At 60.9% G+C, this 24,490-nt stretch carries 14 protein-coding genes, 5 pseudogenes and 1 other annotated feature; of the genes and pseudogenes, 7 read left to right on the top strand and 12 right to left on the bottom strand.

Annotated elements, in window-relative coordinates:
• Positions 1–88: 88 nt before the first annotated feature.
• The 4 genes and pseudogenes from ACM6JT_RS17155 to wecB all read right to left on the bottom strand — a co-directional run.
• A pseudogene (locus ACM6JT_RS17155) lies at positions 89–211 on the bottom strand (class II aldolase); the annotation flags it as partial.
• A gap of 100 nt (positions 212–311) precedes the next feature.
• Complete coding sequence (locus ACM6JT_RS17150) at positions 312–2,636, bottom strand: molybdopterin cofactor-binding domain-containing protein (protein ID WP_414856898.1); 2,325 nt, start codon at positions 2,634–2,636, stop codon at positions 312–314.
• Positions 2,633–3,094 carry a (2Fe-2S)-binding protein gene (locus ACM6JT_RS17145; RefSeq protein ID WP_034183306.1) on the bottom strand — a complete coding sequence of 154 codons (462 nt, stop codon included), beginning with the start codon at positions 3,092–3,094 and terminating at the stop codon, positions 2,633–2,635. The genes ACM6JT_RS17150 and ACM6JT_RS17145 overlap by 4 nt, the downstream gene beginning before the upstream one ends.
• Before the next feature lie 555 nt (positions 3,095–3,649).
• Complete coding sequence (gene wecB / locus ACM6JT_RS17140; RefSeq protein WP_105390643.1) at positions 3,650–4,867, bottom strand: non-hydrolyzing UDP-N-acetylglucosamine 2-epimerase; 1,218 nt, start codon at positions 4,865–4,867, stop codon at positions 3,650–3,652.
• Positions 4,868–6,180: 1,313 nt separating this feature from the next.
• Here wecB and ACM6JT_RS17135 point away from each other — a divergent pair.
• From ACM6JT_RS17135 to ACM6JT_RS17125, 3 genes are all read left to right on the top strand, one after another.
• Positions 6,181–7,275 carry a hypothetical protein gene (locus tag ACM6JT_RS17135; RefSeq protein ID WP_407971334.1) on the top strand — a complete coding sequence of 365 codons (1,095 nt, stop codon included), beginning with the start codon at positions 6,181–6,183 and terminating at the stop codon, positions 7,273–7,275.
• A gap of 49 nt (positions 7,276–7,324) precedes the next feature.
• Positions 7,325–9,142 carry a glutamine--fructose-6-phosphate transaminase (isomerizing) gene (glmS, locus tag ACM6JT_RS17130; protein WP_152858769.1) on the top strand — a complete coding sequence of 606 codons (1,818 nt, stop codon included), beginning with the start codon at positions 7,325–7,327 and terminating at the stop codon, positions 9,140–9,142.
• A gap of 100 nt (positions 9,143–9,242) precedes the next feature.
• A protein-coding gene (locus ACM6JT_RS17125; protein WP_414856897.1) for an IS3 family transposase occupies positions 9,243–10,384 on the top strand; the annotation gives its coding sequence in 2 pieces (ribosomal slippage) (positions 9,243–9,495 and positions 9,495–10,384; 1,143 coding nt in all).
• Positions 10,385–10,453: 69 nt separating this feature from the next.
• Here the strand turns inward: ACM6JT_RS17125 and ACM6JT_RS17120 are convergent.
• Positions 10,454–10,616 (bottom strand): annotated as a pseudogene (locus ACM6JT_RS17120) (1-deoxy-D-xylulose-5-phosphate synthase N-terminal domain-containing protein); the annotation flags it as partial.
• Positions 10,617–11,081: 465 nt separating this feature from the next.
• Between ACM6JT_RS17120 and ACM6JT_RS17115 the strand changes: the two are divergent.
• The 3 genes from ACM6JT_RS17115 to ACM6JT_RS17105 are packed head-to-tail and all read left to right on the top strand — an operon-like array spanning position 11,082 to position 14,272.
• Entirely contained in the window at positions 11,082–12,038 is a 957-nt protein-coding gene (locus ACM6JT_RS17115) for an SAM-dependent methyltransferase (protein ID WP_034183300.1), read from the top strand.
• A gap of 42 nt (positions 12,039–12,080) precedes the next feature.
• Entirely contained in the window at positions 12,081–13,160 is a 1,080-nt protein-coding gene (locus ACM6JT_RS17110; RefSeq protein ID WP_081938553.1) for a Rieske 2Fe-2S domain-containing protein, read from the top strand.
• Between the two features lie 17 nt (positions 13,161–13,177).
• Positions 13,178–14,272 (top strand): terpene synthase family protein, encoded by a 1,095-nt coding sequence (locus ACM6JT_RS17105; protein WP_131945665.1) that lies wholly within the window; start codon positions 13,178–13,180, stop codon positions 14,270–14,272.
• 127 nt (positions 14,273–14,399) lie between these two features.
• Here ACM6JT_RS17105 and ACM6JT_RS17100 read toward each other — a convergent pair whose 3' ends face one another.
• From ACM6JT_RS17100 to ACM6JT_RS17085, 4 genes and pseudogenes are all read right to left on the bottom strand, one after another.
• Positions 14,400–15,029, bottom strand: a complete 630-nt coding sequence (locus ACM6JT_RS17100) for a hypothetical protein (RefSeq protein WP_217590375.1) — start codon at positions 15,027–15,029, stop codon at positions 14,400–14,402.
• A 198-nt stretch (positions 15,030–15,227) separates the two neighbouring features.
• Positions 15,228–16,400 (bottom strand): annotated as a pseudogene (locus tag ACM6JT_RS17095) (IS3 family transposase).
• Between the two features lie 153 nt (positions 16,401–16,553).
• Positions 16,554–17,441 (bottom strand): PoNe immunity protein domain-containing protein, encoded by an 888-nt coding sequence (locus tag ACM6JT_RS17090; RefSeq protein ID WP_212232267.1) that lies wholly within the window; start codon positions 17,439–17,441, stop codon positions 16,554–16,556.
• A gap of 261 nt (positions 17,442–17,702) precedes the next feature.
• Positions 17,703–18,939, bottom strand: a pseudogene (locus tag ACM6JT_RS17085) (IS3 family transposase).
• Positions 18,543–18,659: a sequence feature (AL1L pseudoknot), on the bottom strand. Its footprint overlaps the pseudogene before it by 117 nt.
• Before the next feature lie 155 nt (positions 18,940–19,094).
• On the opposite strand from ACM6JT_RS17085, the gene ACM6JT_RS17080 reads away from it, so the two are divergent.
• Positions 19,095–19,337: a hypothetical protein gene (locus ACM6JT_RS17080; protein ID WP_407971332.1), complete on the top strand. Its 243-nt coding sequence runs from the start codon at positions 19,095–19,097 to the stop codon at positions 19,335–19,337.
• Positions 19,338–19,627: 290 nt separating this feature from the next.
• Here the strand turns inward: ACM6JT_RS17080 and ACM6JT_RS17075 are convergent, their stop codons facing one another.
• The 3 genes and pseudogenes from ACM6JT_RS17075 to ACM6JT_RS17065 form a co-directional block, all read right to left on the bottom strand.
• On the bottom strand, positions 19,628–21,388 hold the full coding sequence (locus tag ACM6JT_RS17075) for a ShlB/FhaC/HecB family hemolysin secretion/activation protein (RefSeq protein WP_217587964.1): 1,761 nt from the start codon (positions 21,386–21,388) through the stop codon (positions 19,628–19,630).
• Positions 21,389–21,446: 58 nt separating this feature from the next.
• Positions 21,447–21,917 (bottom strand): hypothetical protein, encoded by a 471-nt coding sequence (locus ACM6JT_RS17070; protein ID WP_254640353.1) that lies wholly within the window; start codon positions 21,915–21,917, stop codon positions 21,447–21,449.
• Positions 21,914–24,490: pseudogene (locus tag ACM6JT_RS17065) on the bottom strand (hemagglutinin repeat-containing protein); the annotation flags it as partial. The pseudogene ACM6JT_RS17065 and the gene ACM6JT_RS17070, both read right to left, overlap by 4 nt.

The following is a 24,490-nucleotide window of genomic DNA, read 5'->3' as shown; positions in this document are numbered from 1 at the left end:
GGGTGCCGGCCTTGTCAGCCGAATGAATGGATCCGTAATTGCAAGTGCTGGCAGGAATTTAGCACGGTCGTTCGCAAACAACAACGACGGGCACGTGTGCGGAAATGTGGGTGAACATCAGATCGTCCCAGCCGAACATCGCGGTAACGCGACAGGCCGCCGCCGGGTTGGCCCGTGCATCCCATTCGGCGGGAGACACCGCCTGCTTCAGGCTGACGTCGGATGAGGCTACGTCGACACGCCTCGTTCAGGGATTTCAGGGATTGATGCGAGCCGGGCCGCACGATGCGGCCCGGCTCGAGGGTATTGCGTCAACCCGCCTGCGGCTTCGCGAGCTGATCGGCGACGGGCAGGCTGCGGATGCGCGTGCCCGTCGCCGCGAAGATCGCGTTGGTCAGCGCCGGCGCGACGGGCGGCAGGCCCGGCTCGCCGACGCCGCCGAGCGGCGTCGCAAAGTCGTCCGGCGCGACGAGATGCACGCGGATTTCGCGCGGCGCCTCGTTCATTCTCAGCACCTGGAAGCCGTTGAAGTTGCTCTGTTCAGGATGGCCGTCCTTGAACGTGATCTCGCCGTGCAGCGCAATGCCGAGCCCCATCACCACCGCCCCCTCGAGCTGCGAGCGCACGCGTTCCGGATTGACCTGCGGCCCGCAGTCGATCGCGATGTCGACGCGCGGCACCGAGATCTTGCCGTCCGCACCGACCTGCACCTCGCACACCGCAGCCGTGTACGACACGAAGCTGCGATGCGCGGCGATCCCGAGCCCGTGCCCCTTCGGCAGCTTGCGTCCCCAGCCGGCTTCGCGCGCGACCGTCTCGACCACGCGCCGCAGCCGCCCGGTGTCGATCGGATACAGCGCGGGATCCTCGCCGTAGTTCACGTTCTTCACCGTGATGTGCGGCTCGAAACGCCGTGCGGGCCCGATCAGATCGAGCAGGAAATCCTTCGGGTCGCGGCCCGCCGCGTGCGCAAGTTCCGACACGAAGCTCTGGACTCCGAACGCATGCGGGATGTTGTAGACCGAGCGGAACCAGCCGATCCGCGTGTGCGCTTGCGCGGCCGGATTCTCGATCCGCACGTTCGGAATCGCGAACGGCAGATCCGCGATCCCTTGCGCGAGTTCGCCAGGCTGCTCGTGCACGACGCCGGCCCTGAAGGTCGACTGGATCGACGGCGCGACCGTGCGATGCTGCCACGCGACCACTTTCCCCGACGCATCGATCCCGCCGTCGAATGCTTCGAGCGACACCGCGTGGAAATAGTCGTGCGCGATGTCGTCCTCGCGCGTGAACGTCAGCTTGACCGGCGCGCCGACCGCCTTCGACAGCAGCGCCGCCTCCACCACGTAGTCCGGTTTCGACTTGCGGCCGAAACCGCCGCCGAGCAGCGTCACGTTGACCGTCACGTGCTCCGTCGGCAGCCCGAGCGCCTTCGCGATCTCGTCGCGCGTGGTCTGCGGCGCCTGCGTGCAGGTCCATGCTTCGCAGCGGCCGTCCGCCACGCGCGCGACGGCTGCGGGCGGCTCCATCGTCGCGTGCGCGAGATGCGGGATGTAGTACGTCGCGCGCACACGTTTCGCGGCGCCGGCGAGCGCCGTGGCCGCGTCGCCGTCGCTGCGGATCACGTCGCCCGGCTGCGCGGCGGCCGCTTCGAGCGTCTTGCGATACGCGGCCGAATCGTAGTTCGCGTTGGGCCCGTGCTTCCAGTCGATCTTCAACTGCGCACGCGCCTGGATGGCCGTCCACGTGTCGCGCGCGACGACGGCTACGCCGCCGAGGGGCTGGAAGCCGGACGGCAGCGCCGTCGACGCGAGCTGCACGACCTTGACGACGCCCGGCAGCTTCTCGGCGGCCGATGCGTCGAACGACGCCACCGTATCGCCATAGGCCGGCGGTCGCGCGACGACCGCATACAGCATGCCGTCGAGCCGCATGTCGATCCCGTAGTGCGCACGGCCGCCGACGATGTCGCGGCCGTCGATCAATGCGGTTTTGCCCTTGCCGATATAGCGGAATTCGGCCGGCGCCTTCAGCGTCACGGTGGCGGGATCCGGTACCGGCAGCGCAGCCGCTTTCGCCGCGAGCTCGCCGAAGCCGAGCTTGCGCCCGCTCTTCGTGTCGACGACTTCGTGCACCGTCACCTTGACCTGGCGTGCATCGACGCCCCACGCCGTCGCGGCAGCCTGCTCGAGCATCGTGCGCGCGGCCGCACCCGCGCGGCGCAGCGCGGCGAAGCTCTGCCGCAGGCTGCGCGAGCCATCGGTGTTCTGGTTGCCGTAGCGCGGCTCGTCGCCGACTGCCTGCGCGACCTTCACGCGCGCCCAGTCCGCACCGAGTTCATCGGCCACCACGAGCGCGACGCTCGTGCGCACGCCCTGCCCCATCTCGGAGCGGATGCAGGTCACGGTGACGGTGCCGTCCGTTGCGATCGCAACGAACAGGTGCGGATCGTCGCGCAGCCCGTGCGGCATCCCGGCGCCGCCGTATTGCGGATTCGCGCTGACGGGCGGCTGCACCGGCACGGCCGCGCGCGCGAGCGACGGCACGCCGAACGCGAGCAGCAGCCCGCCGGATGCGAAGCCGAGCAGCAGCGCGCGGCGGCTTTCGTTGTGGACGGAGAGTTCGGGTGCGCTCATGCGGCACCTCCGCGGCGCACGGCCAGCCGGATTGCCGCGCGGATGCGCGTATAGGTGCCGCAGCGGCAGATGTTGCCGGACATCGCATCGTCGATGTCGGCGTCGCTCGGGTGCGGATTCGTCTTCAGCAGCGACGCGGCCTGCATGATCTGCCCGGACTGGCAGTAGCCGCATTGCGCGACGTTCAGTTCCTGCCATGCCTGCTGCAGCGGATGCGTCAGGTCCGTCGACAGTCCCTCGATCGTCGTCACGCGCTTGCCGGAAGCGGCCGCGACGGGCGTAATGCACGAACGGATCGCGACGCCGTCGAGATGCACGGTGCACGCGCCGCACAGCGCCATGCCGCAGCCGAACTTGGTGCCGGTTTCGCCGAGGACATCGCGCAGGTACCAGAGCAACGGCATGTCGGGATTGCCGTCGAAATGCTGTTCGCTACCGTTGACGGTCAGCGTGATCATCGTTCACCTCCTGGTTGCGACGCCCGCGTCGGACAGGCATCGAGTGGGGATTCGAACGGCGCGGCGCACATTCCGAACAACCAGGCAGGCGTGGCGCCGTTTCGTGGATCGTGTCGCCTGCAGACACGATCGGGCCGATGCCGCAAACGAGCCTGTCGTCCGGTTGCCTTCGCAACCTTTCGATGACATCCCGGTCAACCGCTCATCCGCATGGATCGCCGATCGCATTATCGAACCATTTCGAATTTGCCGTCGGATCGAGGCGATTCGAGAGTTTTAGGCAATCGGGGAAGGAAGTTCAGCCGGGAAAGGAATGTTGCGACGGGTCATGCCTGTCGGTGACGTCGCAGATTACTTGTGTATCAGCGTCGCGATGCGCGGCGGAAGGCGTTTCTTTCTCGTTCTCGCACGCCGCCCAGCGCGATCAACAGGCCGAGAAACAGGAAATTGTCGATCGCGAAATCGCGCAAATGCAAAGGTCCGGCCGGCCTCCCGGCCGGACCGGACCTTCGCACGACCGCATCGAACGGATCGGACTCTACCGCCCGATCACGTTCATCGCGACCTCAACGCCTGCAACCCCAGCGTAAGCGCGTTATACGGCATTTCCGCGGCACCCATCGAAAAACTCGTCGTCTTCGCGGTCGCCCCCGGCGTACGCATCAGCGCGTGAACGATCCGCTCGCTCGCATGCCCGTCGCCATACGGATTGCTCGCACGCGACATTTCCTCGTATGCTCTCTCGTTGTCGAACAACCGCGACGCCTCCCAGACGATCCGCTCCTGATTGGTGCCGACGAGCCGCGCGGTGCCGGCCTGGATCGCTTCGGGCCGCTCGGTCGTGTCGCGCGTGACAAGCACCGGCTTGCCCAGCGCCGGCCCTTCCTCCTGAATCCCGCCCGAATCGGTGATGATGAAATGCGCGCGTGACATCAGGAATACGAACGACAGATATTCCTGCGGCTCGATCAGGTAAATGTTCGGCACGCCGCCGAGCAGCGCGCGCGCCGGCTCCCGCACGTTCGGGTTCATATGCAGCGGATAGACGAACTGCGCATCGCGATAGCGGTTCGCGAGCGTGCACAACGCCTCGCAGAAATGCCGGAACGGCTCGCCGAAGCTCTCGCGGCGATGGCCGGTGATCAGCACGACACGACGCGACGGTTCGAGGAACGGAAAACTCGCGGCAACCTTTTCCGTCAGCTCCGCGTTGTGGTCCAGCATGCGCTTGACCTCGTGCAGCGCATCGATCACGGTGTTGCCGGTCAGCACGACCGCGCCCCCCGGCACGCCCTCGCTGAGCAGGTTGTCGCGCGCCTTCCCGGTCGGCGCGAAATGCCACGACGATACCGCGTCGGTCACACGGCGATTCAGTTCCTCCGGCCACGGCGACCAGATGTCCCCGCTGCGCAAACCGGCCTCCACGTGCCCGACCGGCAGGTAGCGGTAGAACGCCGCGAGACTGACCGCGAGTGTGGTCGTCGTATCGCCGTGCACCAGCACGACGTCCGGGCGCAATTCGTCGAAGACCACGCCGATCGCCTGAAGAATACCGGTCGTCACGTCGGTCAGCGTCTGACTTTGACGCATCAGGTCGAGATCGTAGTCGGGCTTGATGTCGAACAACGTCAGCACCTGATCGAGCATTTCCCGATGCTGCGCGGTCACGCATACCTTGACGTCGACATCCGTTTGCGCCTTCAGCGCGCGCACCAGCGGCGCCATCTTGATGGCCTCCGGCCGAGTCCCGAACACAAGCAAGATCTTTTTCATCGTTATCCTCGTTTAGCCGCTTCGCGCCGAATGACCCTGCTCGTGGCGCGAAGCATGTATTCAGGCGGCGCCTCCCGGGCTCGCACGCGGTCAACGCGTAGCGACGTCGCGGGGCGAGCGCGCCGTCCTGTCCGCGCGGTCTCCGCCACGCGAATCGTCGTACTACCGGCGTCCCGTTGCACTTGATCGGTCACGTCATGAGTCGTTCCTCGCTGGGCCGTGCGTCACGTCACTACCACTACAGCAATATTCAAACCAACCGCCCTGCGGCCGGGTCCGGTTCGCTCGGCGCACGCGGCGCACATGCCGCGCGTGCGGAATGTTTCACAATTGCTACGAGCGTCGCATCGCCCGGCGAGCGCGGCATGGGTAAACACCCGGTCGGTCGCACGATCCATCCGGCGACGTCGTCCGCTAAATAACGAATTCATGTCGAGCGCCCATTGCGCCCCGGGCCTCACGCATCCTTCGAGACGCTTTGCGTTGCCTCGATTCGCAACCTTTGTCTGTGCAGTGCGCGGCGAGCAATCCACCGCTCGGCCACGGTCATGAACTGAGGTTTTCCCGACATGCGGCGTCGTTCGCGCCGCCCGAGTCGGCGGGAGGGAAATGTTGCGAATGTGTAACGCAAATCCGGAACCGGCGGGTACATCTGAATCCGGTCCATCCGGCGCTCGCGGCAGCGGGCAGTGCCCCTGCTTCCCGGCCCATGCATACGCAGCGAATGGCGCGTGATGCGCCGACCGCGCAAAGCCGCATCCGGCAAGGCGGCACCGGTTCGGCAGACGAATCGCACGCCGCATGACGCGCGCAGGCCGCAACGTCGACCGCGAGCGGTCGCACCGCTTGCGCACAAGCTGATTCGTCGGTGAATCAAAACCCGCCGCCGCCGCCCGGTCCGCATTCGCAGCTTGCCCTCCCGCCCCTTGCTGCGCGGTGCATCGCGGCCGATGGCTCACGCCTTGCTTAATACCGGACAGGTGTGTCCCGAAGTACTCGCACGACAGCGGACAGACGGAGGCGCCGAAGCACCGAAGCCGGGAGGCGACGCGACGCGTCCGCCCGGGGCGAACGACAGCCGCCCCTGCGCGACGAACGTGCCGTCGTTTCCCGTCGACATCCGCGCGATCCGCGGGCCGCCTCAAGCGCTCATGCGACGAACCGGCTCCCGACCGCGAATAGCGGCACCAGCCTCACGTTCACCAGCACCAGGGTGTACTGAGCCACAACGTCGACACGCTCGCCAGGCGCGACGCGGCCAACGCCGCACCCGGCGACGATTGCGAAGGACCACCGCGCAGGAGCCCCCGATCATGAACCGGCCCGCGCTTTTCCCGGCTGTACGCGCATGCGTGGCAGCTGCCGCCCGGCTGCGCCGCCTGTGGCGCGTCGCCTGCTGTGTCGCCGCGTGCGGCTTCGCGCTGCACGCGAACGCCGCCGAACTCCTGCTCAACGGGCTGTACCAGCGCCCCGACGGAGCGATCACCGTGCGTCTGAACGGTGCCGGCATCGATCCTTATTTCGCGGCGAAGGCGCTGCTCGCCGCCTCCGATGCGCGACTCGACGCGCATCAGGCCGCACTCGCATGGATCGCCTGGCTGTTGCCGCGCCAGCGTCTGGACGGCGGCTTCGATCGCTACTGTGTGAAGAACGGCCAGTACAGCCCATGCGCCGAAGCGGATGCCGACGACGCGATGATGGCGACCTGGATCGAACTGCTCGCCCGTTTCGCACCGCCCGACGGCATGCCTGCCGCATGGGCACTCAGCCTGAGCCGCGCAGGCGCGCATCTGGACACCCTGCTCGACAAGCCTGCCGGCGTCTATCAGATCTCGTCGTCGCTGCACGTCGCGCTGCTGATGGACAACGTCGAGGTACACAGCGCGTTCCGGGCGCTCGCGGCGTACTACGTCCGGCGCGCCGACTACATGCACTCGGGCCCGTGGAGCCAGCGCGCCGACCAGCTCGCGTCGGCGATCCTGAAGGTGTTCTGGCTCGGCACGCAATCCGGTTTTCGCGCAAGCACGCAGCGAATCGGCGGTACGAGCTTTTATCCGGCGAAAGTCGCACAGATCTTCCCGCTCCTTTCAGATATTCAGGTTCCCGAACAATCTAGCGAGATGATCTACGCGCAATGGATGAAGAAGTACGGCAGGACGTGGCAGCAACTCGCCGGCACCGATTATCCATGGGGCTTGATCGCGCTGGTCGCGTACAAGATGAACGACCGGAGCACGGTCGCCTGCTGGCATACGCGATCCGGCCCGTACCGCCACGGCGCACACTGGAACGTACTGGAGGAGTCGCTATATCTGGCATTCGAAAGCAGGACGGCCGAGCCCGTCACACCCGCTCAATGCGGATTCACGACGGCGACGGCAACGCCAACGGCAACCGCGTCGCGCTGATGCAAGGGTGCGCACGGTCCATGATGATCAAATTGGAAGGAGACGTGTAATGTGTGGCATCGTCGGCGCGGTCGCGCAACGGGACATCGTCCCGATTCTGATTGAAGGTTTGCGTCGCCTCGAATATCGCGGCTACGATTCATGCGGCGTCGCAACGGTCGTCGACGGCCAGGCGCGCCGCGAACGCAGCGTGTCGCGCGTCGCCGATCTCGACGCGCACGTGCGCAGCACCGGCCTGACCGGCAGCACCGGCATCGCGCACACCCGCTGGGCAACGCATGGCGCACCGGCAACCTGCAACGCGCATCCGATCTTCTCGCGTGACGAAATCGCGCTCGTGCACAACGGCATCATCGAGAACCACGAAACGTTGCGTAAGCAACTTTCAGACGAGCACTACGAGTTCGACGGCCAGACCGACACCGAGGTCGTCGCTCACCTGATCCACAGTAAATATCGCGGCGACCTGCTCGCCGCCGTGCGCGATGCGACGTCGCAGCTTCACGGCGCCTATGCGATCGCCGTGTTCAGCAAACACGAGCCGCAGCGGCTGATCGGCGCGCGGGCCGGCTCCCCGCTCGTCGTCGGCGTGAAGGACGGCGAATGCTTTCTCGCATCCGACGCGCTCGCGCTCGCCGGCATCACCGACCGCTTCATCTTTCTCGAGGAAGGCGACGTCGTCGAGTTGACGGCAGGCGGCGTGCGCGTGCTCGATCGCAGCGGCGCGCCGGTCGAGCGTGCGATACAGACCGTCTCCTCCGTGCAAGGCGTGGTCGAACTCGGGCCGTACCGGCACTTCATGCAGAAGGAGATTTTCGAGCAACCGCAGGCTGTGGCCGCGACCATCCCGGATGCGGGGCTGTTCGATCCGGCCGTATTCGGCCCTGACGCCGCGCGGGCGTTCGAACAGATCGACAACGTGCTGATTCTCGCGTGCGGCACGAGTCACTATTCCGGCCTGACCGCGCGCCGTTGGCTCGAAACGATCGCGCGCGTGCCCGCGCAGGTCGAAATCGCGAGCGAATACCGTTACAGCGACGCGCTCGCCACGCCGAACACGCTGGTGGTGAGCGTGTCGCAATCCGGCGAGACCGCCGACACGCTCGCCGCGCTCAAGTACGCGCAAGCGCTCGGCCATATCGACACGCTGGCGATCTGCAACGTACCGACCAGCGCGATGATGCGTCAGACCGGCCTGCGGTTCCTGACGCGGGCCGGCCCGGAAATCGGCGTCGCGTCGACCAAGGCGTTCACGACGCAGCTCGTCGCGCTGTTCATCCTCGCCGTGACGCTCGGGCGGCTGCGAGGTTATGTCGACGACGCGCAGCTCGCGCGCTACACGATGCAGCTGCGGCGGCTGCCCGACGCGCTCGACGACGTACTCGGGCTGGAGCCGCAGATCGAGCGCTGGGCGGCGGAATTTGCGCAGCACGAGAATGCGCTGTTTCTCGGGCGCGGGCTGCATTACCCGATCGCGCTCGAAGGCGCGCTGAAGCTGAAGGAGATTTCTTATATCCACGCGGAAGCATATCCAGCAGGCGAGCTGAAGCACGGGCCGCTGGCACTCGTGACCCATACCATGCCCGTCGCGACGATCGCGCCGAACGATGCGCTGCTCGAGAAGCTGAAGTCGAACATGCAGGAAGTGAGAGCGCGCGGCGGGCAGCTTTATGTGTTCGCCGATGCCGATACGCGGATCGATAATAGCGAAGGCGTGTCAGTGTTGAGGATGCCGGATTATTACGGGCTGTTGTCGCCGATCCTGCATGTGGTGCCGTTGCAGTTGCTTGCGTATCACGCGGCGTGTTTGCGCGGTGCGGATATCGACAAGCCGAGGAACCTGGCGAAATCGGTGACGGTGGAGTGAGGGGGTGTGTTTGACCCTTTGACCCTGACCCAAGAAATAGTCCGGTTCAAAAGTAGAGAAATTCGGCATGATGTGTCCACGCGGACACGAAGGCCATGCCATGAAGACGAGCAAGTTTACGGAAGAGCAGATCGCATTTGCACTGAAGCAGGCGGAGCTGGGGACGAAGGTCGAAGAGATCTGTCGCAAGCTCGGGATCAGCGAAGCGACTTTCTACAACTGGAAGAAGAAATTCGGAGGGCTGGGGCCTTCTGAGTTGCGCCGCTTGCGCCAGCTCGAAGAGGAAAACACGAAGTTGAAGCGGCTCGTGGCGGACCTGAGCCTGGACAAGGCCATGCTGCAGGACGTACTCGCAAAAAAGCTCTGAAGCCTTCCCGTCGGCGCATGTTGATCGATGAATTGCGTGATCGCTATCGAACCAGCCTGACGAAGACCTGCGCGTTGTTTGGCATGTCGCGCTCGCTGTATCGGTATCAGTCGGTTGCGCGCGATTCGTCGGCGCTGCTCATGCGTATCAAGGAAATCACCGCCACGCGCGTGCACTACGGGTATCGACGCGTTCACGTGGTCCTGCGACGGGAAGGCTGGCGAGATAACTGCAAGCGCGTCTACAGGCTGTATCGAGCGGAGGGCCTGTCACTGCGGCATAAGCGGCCACGGCGTAACAAATCGGCTCGGCTGCGACAGCCCAAGCACATCGTGACCGCGATCAACGAAATCTGGAGCATGGATTTCGTTGCAGATGCACTGTTCGATGGGCGACGCCTTCGTACTCTGACCGTCGTCGACAACTACACACGGGAATGTCTTGCCATCGAGGTCGGACAAAGTCTGAAGGGGGAGCATGTGGTCGAAGCGCTGACGCGTATTACTGCCATGCGCGGGCACCCCGCCACGATCAAGGTCGACAATGGCAGCGAGTTCATCTCGAAGGCAATGGACCGGTGGGCGTATGAACATGGCGTTGAACTGGATTTCAGCCGGCCGGGCACGCCCACTGACAACGCCAAGGTCGAAAGCTTCAACGGGCGCTTCCGTCAGGAATGTCTGAACGCGCATTGGTTCTTGTCATTGGCTGACGCGCAGAGCAAAATCGACGACTGGCGCACGTACTATAACGAGGTTCGTCCCCACTCCGCATTGCAGTGGATGACACCCGCCGAATTCGCCCGTCAGGCAAGGAAATCCACTTCGCCTGACAACTCAACCAAGCCGGAAATCTCCACTTCCGACCGGGACTAATTCTGGTTCAGGGTCACAAGCCGGAAATCTCCACTTCCGACCGGGACTAATTCTGGTTCAGGGTCAGTCATACGACGGATGACCGACATCCCACACAAAGCGTGTCGTGCGGTGCGTCGAACACGTAGTGCAACGCGATCACTAATTCCACGCTGCCGAGATTGGACGACAGATGACCGCTCGTGCGGGCCACGCTGTCGATGAGGAGTGCACGAACCTCGTCCAGAACCCGTCCGGGTACCGGCTCAACCGAATCCTTTCATAAACCAGACCGATGGGCGATTGAGAGTCTTTTGCTTATTGCGCCTTGCGTTTCGCAATCTTGAAAAATCCAATCTGGTCTCTTATAACCAGTTCTCATGCGACTGAATTTTGAACATCGTGGCACTTCGTTCACGAAATTGCGAATTGAAGTGCACGAGGCAGTCGTGATGTAGCGCAGCGGCGATTAGCTATCGCTCCGAATATCGAAATACCAACGAAAAATTGGTACGCTTTCTTCAATTATTAAACGGGGTAGAAACATGGCCCGACTCACCTGACAGTTCGGCAACTTTAATCCTCGCGTCATTTCGTGCGCTGCGGAAATATTTTCTGCGGCGGGGGATTTAATTTCTCTTTAAACGGGCCGTATTTGTCGGGCGGCCAGCGATGTGTCTTGTCATTCGACGATGGTTGACCTGCACGGAGATGCGATATGGACCAGATCAGCGAACGGACGATGGCGGATGCCCATGTGCGCGGCAGCCTCCGGAAGTTACCCGTTCACCGGCTTTGTGGCGAAACGGTTAGCGAGTATCAGCGCAAGATCGAAACAACCTACGAAGGCGACCCGGCGGACTGGCGCAAGGCAATCGGCGAGTACCTGCTGTTCCAATTCGGTGTCTACGACGACCCGCGCTCGACGCCGCCGATTTCTCTGGACGAGTCGGGCATCCGATACTTCGAGCGGCAATTGCGTCTCGCAGGATTCGACGAGCATGACCATCCGCCTGTCGGACGCATCCTCGACATCGGCTGCGGCTGGGGCTACATCCTGAAGTATCTCGCGGACCGCTTCGCGGATTGCGCCCGGCTCGATGGCGTCAACGTAAGCCAGGAGCAACTCGAATACTGCGCGCAATTGCACGCGAAGCATGGCCTCGAAAGCAGGATCAACCTATATCAATGCAACGCGCAGGACGTCGACCTGCTACCCGACGCCGCGACGCCGTACGACCTGGTGATCATCCGCGGCGTGATCTCGCACTTTCCGAATGCGTTGTACGAAAAAGCCATGAAGGTGCTGTATCCACGCGTACGTCCGGGCGGCTCGGTAGTGATTTCGGACAACCTGTACAACATTGACCTAAGCGAATACCAGTCCGATACGCCGGACGAAGTCGACCGAATCGCGTGCAAGCACCGCAAAACGCCCGAGTACTTCGCAAAGGTACTTACAGATGCGGGCTTCACGCTGCACGACATGCGGGTGCTGCCGTCGAACATCGACGTCGCGCGCTGGCTGATGGATTCGAAGGCAAACATTGAGAAACACTTCCCGCATGGGACAACTGGCACGCTCGAGGAATTGCGGGTGCTCGCGGAGAACTGGTCGGTCGCGCTGATCAAGAACAAGGTGTCGACTTATAGCATCGTGGTCCGTCGGCCATAAGTACCACGCGTCCCCTATTCCCCTTTAGCCGCAGGAGACCTCATGAAATCGCGACATCGATCCCCTGATCCCGGTGATACGCGCCAACCGCTTCCCTACCCGAATGGATGGTTTGCGGTGTGCCTGAGCGACGAACTGAAGCCAGGCGCTGTGCTGACGGTTCCTTTTGCGGGACAGGAATTGCTGGTGTACCGGACCCGATCGGGTCGGGCGTGCATCGCTGAACCCTATTGCCCCCACCTGGGAGCGCATCTTGGTCATGGCGGCCGGATCGACGGCGAAGACATCGTGTGCCCGTTTCACGGCCTGGCCTTCGCGCCGGACGGCCATTGCGTACGGACCGGCAATGGCCAGAAGCCGCCATTTGCTGCGTTGAGCCACCAGCATACCTGCGAGGTCAACGGCGCCGTATTCACGTGGCGAGACAGTAGTGGGCAGCCGCCGAATTTTGCGTTGCCGGAATTCGGCTTCGAAGGTTTTTCCCGCCCGCACAGTAGTAGTGCCGAACCGACTGGCTACGTGCAAGACATGGTCGAAAACACGGCGGACGTCGCACATTTCCCAGTGCTGCACGGCTTTACCGATACAGCGGTGACGCATCACGCCGACGGTTGCCGGATCACATTCGAACTCAGCGGGCGATGGCACGGCGTGGCGGTGACGATGTGCTTCACCAGCCACGGCCTTGGCTATACCGAAGGAGAAATCAACATACCCAACCTGGCTGTCCGAGTCCGAACGCAGTCTTTCGCAACGCCGCTCGCCCCATTGCGCTGGAAATTCAGGTGGAGTGACGCGTTGCGGATCCCGCGGCTCGATGCGTTGCCGGTTGCGTTGCGCGCGGTGATCTATGCAGCGCTTTCCGGCGCCGCCCATCGTTGGTTTGCAAGGGTGGCCCGCGCCGACTTCGAAATCTGGAATCACCGTCAATATCTCGAGCACCCCAAACTCGTCGCGGGTGAAACCTCCGTCGCTGCGCTTCGACGATGGAGCAAGCAGTTCTACCCGGTCGCCGAGCTTGCCGTCAACGATCGAGCAACATCAATCGTACTCGGGAGAACAACACACCTGCCAGAGGAGCCTGAGGAGCGCGGTATTTCCACTCTAGTCACCAACAAGTAGTGAGGATGGTCTTCATCATGAATATTGCTTCTGACATCGACAAAGTCCCCGCCATATACTGGCCATTCTCCGTCAATTCTCATCCGCGCATCGAAGAGGTACATGTCGGGTCCGTCGCGTTTATGGACCGTTTCAGCTTGTATGAAGACCGCGAACAGCGTGACCGTCTGGAGATCGGTCGCGTAGGTGGCGGCCTGACTGGCTTGCTGTATCCTTCGGGGCCGCTGGAACTCGCGCAGATTGCAGCCGACTGGTCGATGGTCGTATTTGCCTTCGACGATTACTATTGCGACGAAGGGCCGACGCGCAACGATCCGGAAACGCTAGTGCAAGCCGTGTCGCGAATCCATCGGGCCATCGAGGCACCCGAGTACATCGAGGATCCAAACGACAACTACGCGCTCGCGTTTCGTGACATCCGGATTCGTCTGGAGCACTTCGGGCCGCCGGAGTTGATCTATCAGTGGGTGGACGCAGTCAAGGGCTGGTATTTGCTGGAAGTGGTTAAAGCCAGCAACATTGCCCGTGGTGTCAAACCGTCGTTGAGCGATGGCGCCAATCTGCGTCTGCAATGCGGCGGCGGTTTTGCCTATATCGGGCTGATTCCAATCGTCCGCCAGATTCCAGTGAGCATACGAATGCTAGCCGATCGCCGCGTTCGTGCGTTATCCGAAATGGCTAACATGATCGTCAACTGGGGCGGCGAAGTCTACTCGTACTTCAAGGAAGCGCACCGGGCATATGATGACCACAACATGATCGACGTGGTCCGCAATACGTATCGATGCGACAAGGAGGAAGCGCTTGTGCTGTCCAATCGGCATTACGAGCAGATCGTCAGGCGGTTCATTGAATTGCGACTGGAAGTGCTTGCAGGGACCAGCGATCCGGCATTGGCCAGCTACCTGGATGCATTGATTGACTACGCTGGCGGCGGACTCTACTGGTGCCAGACTACGCTACGCCATATCTTCCGGGATACCTTTAGGGACAGCGGTAAAGCCTATGAGCATGACGGTTTTACCGACGTCGCGAAAGGGGGGGCAGCAGCACTGCCAGTCGTTCCGTCGCTGGCGTGGTGGTGGCACGTTGGCGAGTCCTCGATGAGGTGAGCTCTGAGGCTAGGGTCAGTCGCAGCCCGACCCCAGAGCAGTCTTCCGATTTCTTCGCAAGCGGCCAGTAGGGCAAAGCTTCGACCACTGCCCCAAGCCGCCCGACTTGGCGAATGAGCAGATCCGACTACGGAACCAGAATCGAATCGCGAATCCGGTCCATGCGAACGATGGCTTCGTCGCCGCGCTCGACGGGAGTACTTTGCGTGATCGTAATCTCGGACGTATCCGTGAAAACAATCGTCAGTCGGCCGCGTTTGCGGCTAGAGCCCCTGGCGTACTCGTATGAACTGATCGCTGCGGGATGGCCACTGAATTCTTGTATCTTGGTTCCTTCGAATCTCGTCAGTCGACTGCCCACGCGCTGCAGCAGTTCCCGCATGTTCTTCTCGATCTCACCGGATAGCGCTCGCGGAAGTTGCGCGGCAACGCGGCGGATGTCACTCGGTTTGAATGAAGCAGGGGTTTTCACGTTGATCGTTATGGCTTCCACTTCCCATCCAGGACCACTGACCGCCTGAAACAGGAGCGGGGCCGCGTTATCAGCATCTACTTCGTTCCCGATGTACCTCTTCAACTCAGTGTGCATTTGATCCTTCTGAGCTTCTGATATGACCGTCCAGGTGCTCGGGACGCTTAGCCGGATACCGCTACCAACGTCGAATGCTTGATAACGCACGGTCTCGCCCTGGATACGCGGACACACGATCTCGACTTCCCGTGCGTAGGGACCTCCTATTGCCGGCATCTTGTGCAAGTCCCAATCCGTATTCGCTTCCCCTTCTCGGATAAATGTCCCGTCAGCGCGCCGATAGCGATGGAGCCATTCGGTCGTCTCCCGTGTCTGACAATTGATGCCTCGGTATGTTTCGGCAACCTGAATACCGATAGCCGCCCCCATCTTAGGTGAGGGGATGAATCGCTCCCAAACCCATGTCCAACCATGTTGTAGTGGTCAACTAATCCCGGACACTGCGTTAAGTTTTTCTTCCGCAACCGCCGGCGCCAGTCCGTCATTGAACTGATGCGGCCGTATCCAGTTGTACCGGTGCATCAGGTAGTGGCTGATGTCCCGGTGTGCCTCCTGCGCCGACATGTAGCCCACTGACGGTAGCCATTCGGTCTTGAAGCTGCGGAACAGCCTCTCCATCGGGGAGTTATCCCAACAATTTCCTCGACGGCTCATGCTCTGCTGTATCCGATAGCGCCAGAGGCGCTGACGGAATTTCCGGCTTGCATATTGGCCGCCTTGATCCGAGTGAAACAGCAAGCCTTGCGGTCGACCACGTTGCTCATAGGCCATCTCCAACGCCTGCACGACCAGATCGGCATCAGGGCGTGTCGAGAACGCCCAGCCAACAACCCGACGCGTGAACAGGTCGAGTACTACGGCCAGATAATGCCAACGTCCCTGCGCCCAGACATACGTGATGTCACCACACCACACCACACCACACCTGATTCGGCGTACCAACCTCGAATTCGCGATTGAGATGGTTCGGGATATCGATCCGCTCGACCGTGGCCTGCTTGTAGGCATGGCGACCCGGCTGCTTGCAGATCAACCCCAGCTCTTCCATCAAGCGGCTGACCTTGAAGCGGCCAATCGCCGTACCTTCCTCGCGCATCATGCCCATGATGCTGCGACTGCCGGCTGAGCTTCGACTCTCGATGAACAGCTCGTGTACCCGGCTACGCAGTGCCATTCGCTCGGCATCAACACGTCGGGCTCGCCCTCGGTGGGCATACAGGCAGGACCGCGACACGTCGAATACCGCGCAGATCAGCTCGACCGATTCGCTTGCGCCAATCTGATCAATTACTTCGTACGTTCGATGCCTTCCGACATCAAGAGCGCGGTAGCCTTTTTTAACATGGCCTTCTCACGCTCGAGGCGTTCGATACGCGCCTCGAGTTCCTGAATACGCTGTTGATCCGGCGTGATTGCCTTGCCCTGCGGCGTGACGCCCTGGCGTTCCATCTGAAGTTGCTGCACCCAGCGGCGCAGCACCGTCTCGCCGACGCCGACCGAGCGGCTTGCTTCCATATGGCTATAACCCTGGTCGAGCACCAGACAGGCGGCTTGCTGTTTGAACTCCGGGGAAAACGTACGTCGTTGCTTGCTCATCAGACACCTCTTCATGGCGACCATTCTCGCCTAAATCAGTGTCCGGATTCATTAGACCACTACAATACCAAAGCGGTAATCGGCAACGCGACAAGGCGTTTGGTTACTTTCATTGCGAGATTCATCCCCGATTCCGCTCGTATTGGTCTGTGCCTATTTTCGAAATAGCCGTTGAAAGAAGCCACGCTTCTGCGACGGTGACGATCCTTCAGTCGACGAGTCGTCGGGCGAATGCTCCACATCCATGTTCGGTTGGTCACCATGAACAAGGTCCCATGGATAGTGCTTTAGACCAGCACACAGGCTGTCGTCAAGATTCAGCGCTTTGACAGTTCCAGCCGCTTCGACGCACCAAAATCCGAAATACGCACCACCATCAATGTTTTCATCGAAACCGTACCAGTATGGTTTTGCATATATTGCAGGCACGCCCCCCTTTTTATCCGGTCGATCCAGCTCCCGATACCAGTTCTCAACAAAAGATCGAAGCATCCTCGGCTGGTCAGACGCCGATGCGTTCACCGCATCGAGCAAGCGTTTGTACGGCTTCGGATGTCGCAACTCGGCGCCGATTTTGCGATCGTGGTCACGGCTGGCGATTACGCGATCCAGTAGCACGTCTTCGCCTTCATTTCCGATCAAGTTTATCAACCGCCGCCATTGATCATCAGGAATTTCCAATGTCAAAGCAAAACCGACCAACCAGAAGCTAATGATGTAAAAATCGAGGTTCCTTGCCCAGCTTCGACGCAACGCCTTTTGCTCATCCGTAAACACACTTTCACCAAGCTTTACGGATTCTTCCCACGCATCAAGAAGACCCGGAAGATACTGCGATAAGACAGTAACAGAGTCACCACGGGAATATCGATTCAGAATCAATTCAAGGTGATTCAGGGCCAATTCAAATACATATTGTGGCCGATATCCTGGATTCGCCGAGGGTTCCTTGCACCGGGCCAGCATATCCGCGATTCTGTTATGAGAATATTCAATCCATTTATCCCAATAAGAGCGAGGGGCCAAGGAATCTCTAGTCATGTCAATGTCCAATAATTTTTGAGTCGGGCTGAATTACGAATTTCCCATTCTTGTCCAAAATTCCTACGGTGACGTTTCCGTAAGGATCAGTATGAACCAGCCATTTCTCGACACGATTGCTATTGAGTGCATTCTGAATATCTGCACTCAGAACTCGATCGTTACTCACAGCGTCCCGCATGCGGTTAAAGCCAGTGTTTACTCCGCTAAGCCAATCATCGCTCATTTGAATCGCACCGGGAATCGTGGAGGCTGGTTGGTTTAAGTTAATGCGGACACGTCAGCGGCATTTCTGAGTTGCCTGTAGTAGTTTGCCTCAGCTTCAGCAGGCGGGATATAGCCGAGCGGTTCCATCAGCCGATGACGGTTGTACCAGGCGACCCATTCCAGCGTTGCCAGTTCGACGGATTCCCTCGTTTTCCAAGGGGCGCGCCGATGAATCAGTTCCGTCTTGTACAGGCCGTTGATCGTCTCGGCCAGCGCATTGTCGTAGCTGTCGCCCCGGCTGCCGACCGACGGCTCGATGCCGGCCTCAGCCAGCCGTTCGCTGTAGCGGATGCTGACGTATTGAGACCCTCTGTCGGAATGATGAATCAAAGTCCCGTCCTCACCCAGTTGGCGGGCGTACAGCGCTTGTTCAAGTGCATCCAGAACGAAGTCCGTGGTCATCGACGAGCTGACGCGCCAGCCAACAATACGGCGGGCAAACACGTCGATCACGAATGCCACGTACAGCCAGCCTTGCCATGTCGAGACATACGTAAAATCCGACACCCAGAGCTGATTCGGTCGGTCAGCCTTGAACTGCCGGTTGACTCGGTCCAGCGGGCGCGGCGCGGTCACCTCGGGAATCGTCGTGCGAACACGCTTACCGCGAACTGCGCCACGCAAGCCCTGCAGTTTCATCAACCGTCCGACCGTGCAGCGTGCCACTGCAATGCCTTCCCGGTTCATCTGCTTCCAGACCTTCGGCACGCCGTAGACCTGCATGTTGGCCTGCCAGACACGCTTGATCTCCGGTTGCAAAAGCTCATCGCGTTTCGCGCGGGCGCAGCGCCTCGACGGATCGCGAAGTTGTGCTGCATGGCGTCGGTAGCCCGACGGGGCAATCCGCAAGACCTTGCAGATCGGCTCGACCCCGAAGGTGTCGCGATGCTGATCAATGAAGGCCTTCAGGACTTGAAACGGCGGTCGAGCTCCGCCTGGGCGAAAAACGCGCTCGCCAGTTTGAGAATCTCATTGGTCCGGCGCATTTCCTTGACCTCGCGCTCCAAGGCCTTGATGCGTTCACGCTCGGCCGTACTCACGCCATCGCGCTCTCCACGGTCGACCTCGTCGCGCTTAACCCAATCCAACAACGTCTGCGGCGTGCAGCCGATCATCGGCGCAATCGATTCGACTGCCGCCCACTCGACGGGTGCTCGCTACGCTGCTCGCGTACGAGGCGCACTGCGCGCTCTCGGACTTCCGGGGAAAACTTGCTTGGCTTCTTGTTCATGGCTCCATTCTCTCAAGAGTTGGAGCCTCCACAAAACTCGGGGCGGTTCACTCATCAGCGAACATGTCATCAATCTGCATTTCGATGTTGCGCGGGAACGTTGCGAAGAAGACTACAGCGCGGGGCGGCCCGTCAAAGACCGCTACAGGATTCTAATGGGTGATGACGGCCTTGAACGCAATCAGTCTCGGGGCCGCAAGCTGACCCGGGCCATCGAGATGCATGACATTCTGCTACATGCGCTGTACCTGCTCAGTCAGGCAGGATTTCTCACGGAACACTCCACCCGAGCCAGGAACTTCAAACTGACCGCTGCCGGGACACGAAGAGCGGAAATGGACCTGGAAGAACTCGACGGTCCTGCCTCATTGAACGAGAACGACCTCGTCCCTGTATAGCTGCTTGCGGTGAGACAGATCCGATGCTTGCCACCTGCCCCTGAGCTCCGTGAGCTTGAGGGCGGCGCCTGTAGTCCCCTGCCCAATCATCTCCTTGCACCAGTGCTCGTTAGCCATCGCAAACAAGCAATTCGGTCGCACGCTATGGAGCGACGACGTGCCTTGCGATAACGGTCGTCCGCTATGCTCGACGACGTCGGGTCTGGTGAAGCAACGACGCGCAGCAGTCTCGGCTGTCGCAGCTACCGCAGCGGCACTTGCTCCCTCACCGACGCTCTGTCTCGCATCCCTCAAAACTGAGCCGTCAACTGAAATCCAATCGTGACGCGCGCAGTCGGGAACCCCGATGGCTTGTACACGGGCGTGCCGGCGAACAGATCGTACCCGTAGGCCCCCAACCGCGTCGCGACACTACCCTTCACGCCAATCACTGCACCGGCCAACTGCGTTCCGACCAACACAACCGGCTGCGGTCCCCATACACGGCCGTAATCCAGTCCGGCATAAATCGCTTGTCCGGTCTGCCCGATAGGCATTTGCAGTTCGTTGCGCCAATAGAGGCCACGCGCTGCCGCCAACATCGTTTCACCATCGAAGCCGCGCACCGTGTAGCGGCTGCCGATGGTCAGGTCATCGATGTAGTACAGCGTATTTCCCGTGTACTGACCGTGAATGCTGGTCACGTAGCGGAACGGTTGCTTGGCGATCGCGAACGGTACCGACAAATTCGCATCCAGCACCGCCATTCTGTAGCGGTAGGTTGGGCCACCGCCGGCCGCGAGTATATCGTCCCGCGCACCGAGTCCGCCGACACCCTGACGATAGGCGAGCGTACCGTCGAACTGCGCGCCGTCGAAAAAGTGACGATCGGTCAGCCCGAGTTCGATAACCGTGTTGTTGCGGCGTTGCTGCGTGATTTCCGTATCTTCGATGAAGCTTTCACCGAAGCGACGCGACAACCGGACGTATCCACCGAACACGTCGTTTTGGCTGCGCAGCAGCACACGGGCCAGTTTGAAATCCAGCGTCTTCGAATTGCCGCTCGCAACGAACGTCTGGTTCACGCCGGCAATCTGTTGGTAGTAGGTGTTCGTGTACGCCGCAATCGTGGCAGTCCAGTAGCCCCACGGAATCGAATAGAAGCCGTTCCAACCGTGCGAACCAAGGCGCTTGTCGCCAAATTCGAGGTCTTGACTGACACCAACGTTAAACACGTCGTTCAAGCCAAGCGGGTTGTCGATGCCGATCGACAGATTGCCCTGCAGTTTGCCGGTTGCGCGTGTGCCTGAATTGTCAATCGATGCGACGACGGTCCACGGCTTGCCGCGCTTCACATCCAGCACCACATCGCTTTCGCCCGGTTGGCCAGCGGGAACTATTTGCATCGACACGTCCTGACTGCTGACGCGCTTCATTTGCTCCAGACCTTGCTCAAGGTCGCGGAGGTTCAGCACTTCGCCGTCACCGGTCGGGAAAGCGGTCTTCCACGTGCCGCGCAATATCTCGTCGGCGAAACGGACGTGCCGAATCACGCCCGGAATCAACGCAAGCTTCAGCGTGCCGGTCGCCAAATCCTGCTCCGGCAGCAACACGCGCGTTGTGATGTAGCCGCGCGCCAAGATTTCGCGAGACAACGCCTTGACGATCGTATCAACACCTTGTTTGCCGACGCACTGGCCCGCGTAGTGGGCGAGCCATTCGCGAGCGAAGGCGAAGCGATCCATCGGCAGTGCCGAGGCCCCGGCCGACTTCGCAGTGTCGGGCAGCGAATCCGGTACGTCGAGCGCAAAGCGTTCGATACGGAAACACGGCTGTTCGCTCGGCAACGGCGGATACGTTTCAGCGCGTGGCCCTTCCGACCGCACGGAAGGGGCGCGTAACGAGGCGTCACGCTGCTGCGCGTCGCGTTGCTGCTGCGCCTGTCGATCCTGTTCCGCGTTCGCGCGTGCAGCGGCGGCTTGGTCAGCAGGCGTCGGTGCTTGCTGTGCGTGCACTGCAAGAGATATAAGCGATGTGAGCGGTAGTACCGCTAGCCGATTGATTGTTTTCATTGTCAGACGGGCAACGCCCACAGATAGGTTACAGCACTACATTTCGCGACGTATCCACTCACCGAATCGCCGCAATTTGAGAAATAACGTCCTCGTTTGAGTCAATCGACATAACTGGATCATCGTAACCATCGATGTTATCGCTTAACCATTGCTCCCCGGGGCGGCGAACATGAAATTTTGTCACAACACTAAATTCATCGGCACTTACGACAGCGGTGAGTTGTGGCATTCGTTGCATCGTGTTCCAAATCGCAAACACGTCCCTCACAAGCAGGACAGCCTGCGCAAGTGGCAACTCCGAGTCGTAGTCTTCGACGTGCAAAGAATTGACGAAGCATTCATAGCCAGTGCGATCGGGAAAGTTACCGCGCGTCACATTTGTTGATCCCAATAGGGCGCGCAAGAGATAACACTCGTCACGCAGTTCGAATCCACTATCTGCGATGCTCTTTAACGACGGGATGAGCGGACAGTTCAGTCGCGCTTCACCCAGGGCATCCTTCATCGGTCGATTAATTTTCATCATTTACCTCCGAGATATTTGTTGAGTCCTTTCTGAATTGCCGAATTGAAGCTCGGATCGTTCAACAGCTTGTTAACTGAGTTCGGTGCGTCAGGGAACGAATTCGTACTTGGATCGTAAAGATACTTGTTTCCTTGATTGTCTTGATAGTGTATCTGGCCCGGGCGTTGCCCCGGGTTCGGATTCTCCACGTCAATTCGCTCCTTGCCATCCCCCTTCCATATGGTCTTGCTAGCGAACTGCGCGCCGTCAGCGCCCAACATAGGCGTGTTGGAGTCGCCAGCCCCCGACGACTGCCCATTTTTAGCAAGCGTGGCCGTATCCAGCCCAAGGCCCGCGCCCCCCGGCTGAAGCGTCTTTCCACCCGCCCCTGCCTCACCGACCAACACCAACCCCGGACTCGCGGTAGGCGGCTTGCCACCACCAATACCAATAACCGCGTTCAGTCCATTGGCTATACTCTGCAAGACCAAATCGAGCGCCGTCGTTTTCTTGCGGGACGTGCCTTGTCCACTGGCCTCTTCAAGCGTGTCGGTATCGGTGTGGTTCCATTGGTTATACAGGTTGACATTCGAAGCAGTGGCTGCGCCTGCTGTTCCACCGACCAGCCAGCCTAGCGCACCGACGAGCAAGTTGCCAGACACCTTCCCGGCAAGTGTCGAATCCGTCGCGCCTGCCACCTCTTTTGCGGCCTGCGCCGTCTGATCGGCCAGCAACGCTGCCAATCCTGCACCAGCCGCCCCCTGCGCCGCGCTCCCGACTCCACCCCCGCCCAAGCCGCCAATGAGCGCTCCGCCTGCAATATGCAGATAAACTCGGTTAGTTCCGCCTTCGTCCCATGAATCGGCTTCGGCTTGATAGGCAGCCTGCGCCGTCTTATCGCCAGCGAGTCCGGCCGCATCAGCCGCGCGTTGAGCTTCCGCATGCTTCATGTCCGCGTAAGAGCCGATGCCTTGCGCGACGACCTGACCTGCAGCTTGCGCTGCGTTCATCACGTCGGCCTGCTTATCCAGCAGATTTTGCACGTCCGGCGTTTTCGATACCGTTCCGTTCAAGTTCGACGTGTCGCGATTCAGGTTGCCGCCCACGCTTGCCGTCACCGTGCCGCCGTTCACGTTCGACCCGATCACGTTCGTATCGCCACCGCTGACAAGCGTCACGCTGTTCGCACCCGTCACGTGCGAATTGTTCTGCATCGCAGCGTCACTGTTGCCGTCGCCGTGCGCTCGCGACATCGATGCCGAAACCCCGATCCCATTCGAACCGATCGATACGCCGACGCTCGCGCTTGACGACGAATTCGAGCTGCGCGTTGAATCGGTGTTCGTGGTGTTCTGCAGGTCAATCTGATTCTTTGCGGCCAGCAACACATCGTTGCCCGACACGTTCGAACCCGCCACGGTGATATTGCCGCTGCCCGGCGTACCGTTGCCCGTCGCAATCAGGGAAGTGGTGCCGCCGGCCGTCACGCTCGATCCGCGCTGCGTCGTCTGGTTTTCCGAGGTGTCGAGTCGGCTGTGGCTCGATCCGACGCTGACTTGGACGCCGATGCTTGGTGTTCCTTTCCCTGCAAGCGCGCCACCGGTGACACTCGCAACGCCGATAGCAGCATCGCCCGCCGCCGCAATCGCGTGTAGGGCTGTTGCACGGCTGTCGCCGGCACCGCTCTTTGCCGCCTGCGCCTGCTGATACGCACCGTTGATCGCGTCACCGATGCTACCCGACAGGCCGAGCGTAACGCCGCTGCTACTGGTCGTTTCGCTATGCGTCTTGTTGCTGGTATCCGTCGCCGAATCGATCACGACGTTCGCGGCCGTACCGGTCAGGTTCTTTCCAGCAATCAGGTCGCTGCCCGTCACGTGTAACGTATCGCCCGCCTTGATAGTCAGATCGCCATTAAGCGAACCAATCGTGCTCGCGTTGTTCGTGACGGACGAAGCATGGTCCGTATCATTTTTCTTCTGCGTGCCGATACTCACGCTCAGGCCGCTTGTGCCGATACCCGAATGCGTTTCGTGATAGTAGCTGTCCTGCGTGACCGTACCGTCTTCGTGCCGCCCTTGATGACGCCCGTATTCGTCGTGCTGCCGGTCGTATGAATTTCAACGTCATCGGCCGCGATCAAGGCACCGGTCGGTTGCAGGTCGTTCGCATGGGTTTGCGACATGTAGACGACCGGGGCCAACACGTGCGTCGTGCTGCCATCGGGCAGGGTCACGGTCTGGTCAACGAGCCAAACAATATCGCTCGTCAGTGCATCCATTTGCGCGGCGGTCAGTGCCATGCCGGGCACCAAACCGAATGACTTCGCGTAGTTCGCGCCGTTCGTCATCAGCGCCCGATATTCGTCTTCGGCGCTCGCGTAACCCGGCAGGAACGTGCGCCCGGTGAGCTGGGTAATCTGGTTGCGCACCATCTGCTGTTCATACATTCCGTCGCCCAAGCGCTTCTCGATGCTCGCCGGGTTCAGATTCAACTGGCCGAGCATGTAGTCGCTCGAAATGAAATTCGTGTAGCTCGTCAACCGCGGATCGGTGACGATCAAATACGGTTGCCCCGGCGCGGAATGAATCGAG

This window comes from Burkholderia sp. IT-111MI5, from assembly GCF_949752865.1.
GTDB classification, from domain to species: domain Bacteria; phylum Pseudomonadota; class Gammaproteobacteria; order Burkholderiales; family Burkholderiaceae; genus Burkholderia; species Burkholderia pyrrocinia_C.
The sequence above is the reverse complement of the archived record's forward strand: the minus strand, read 5'-3'. Positions and strand labels throughout refer to the sequence as shown.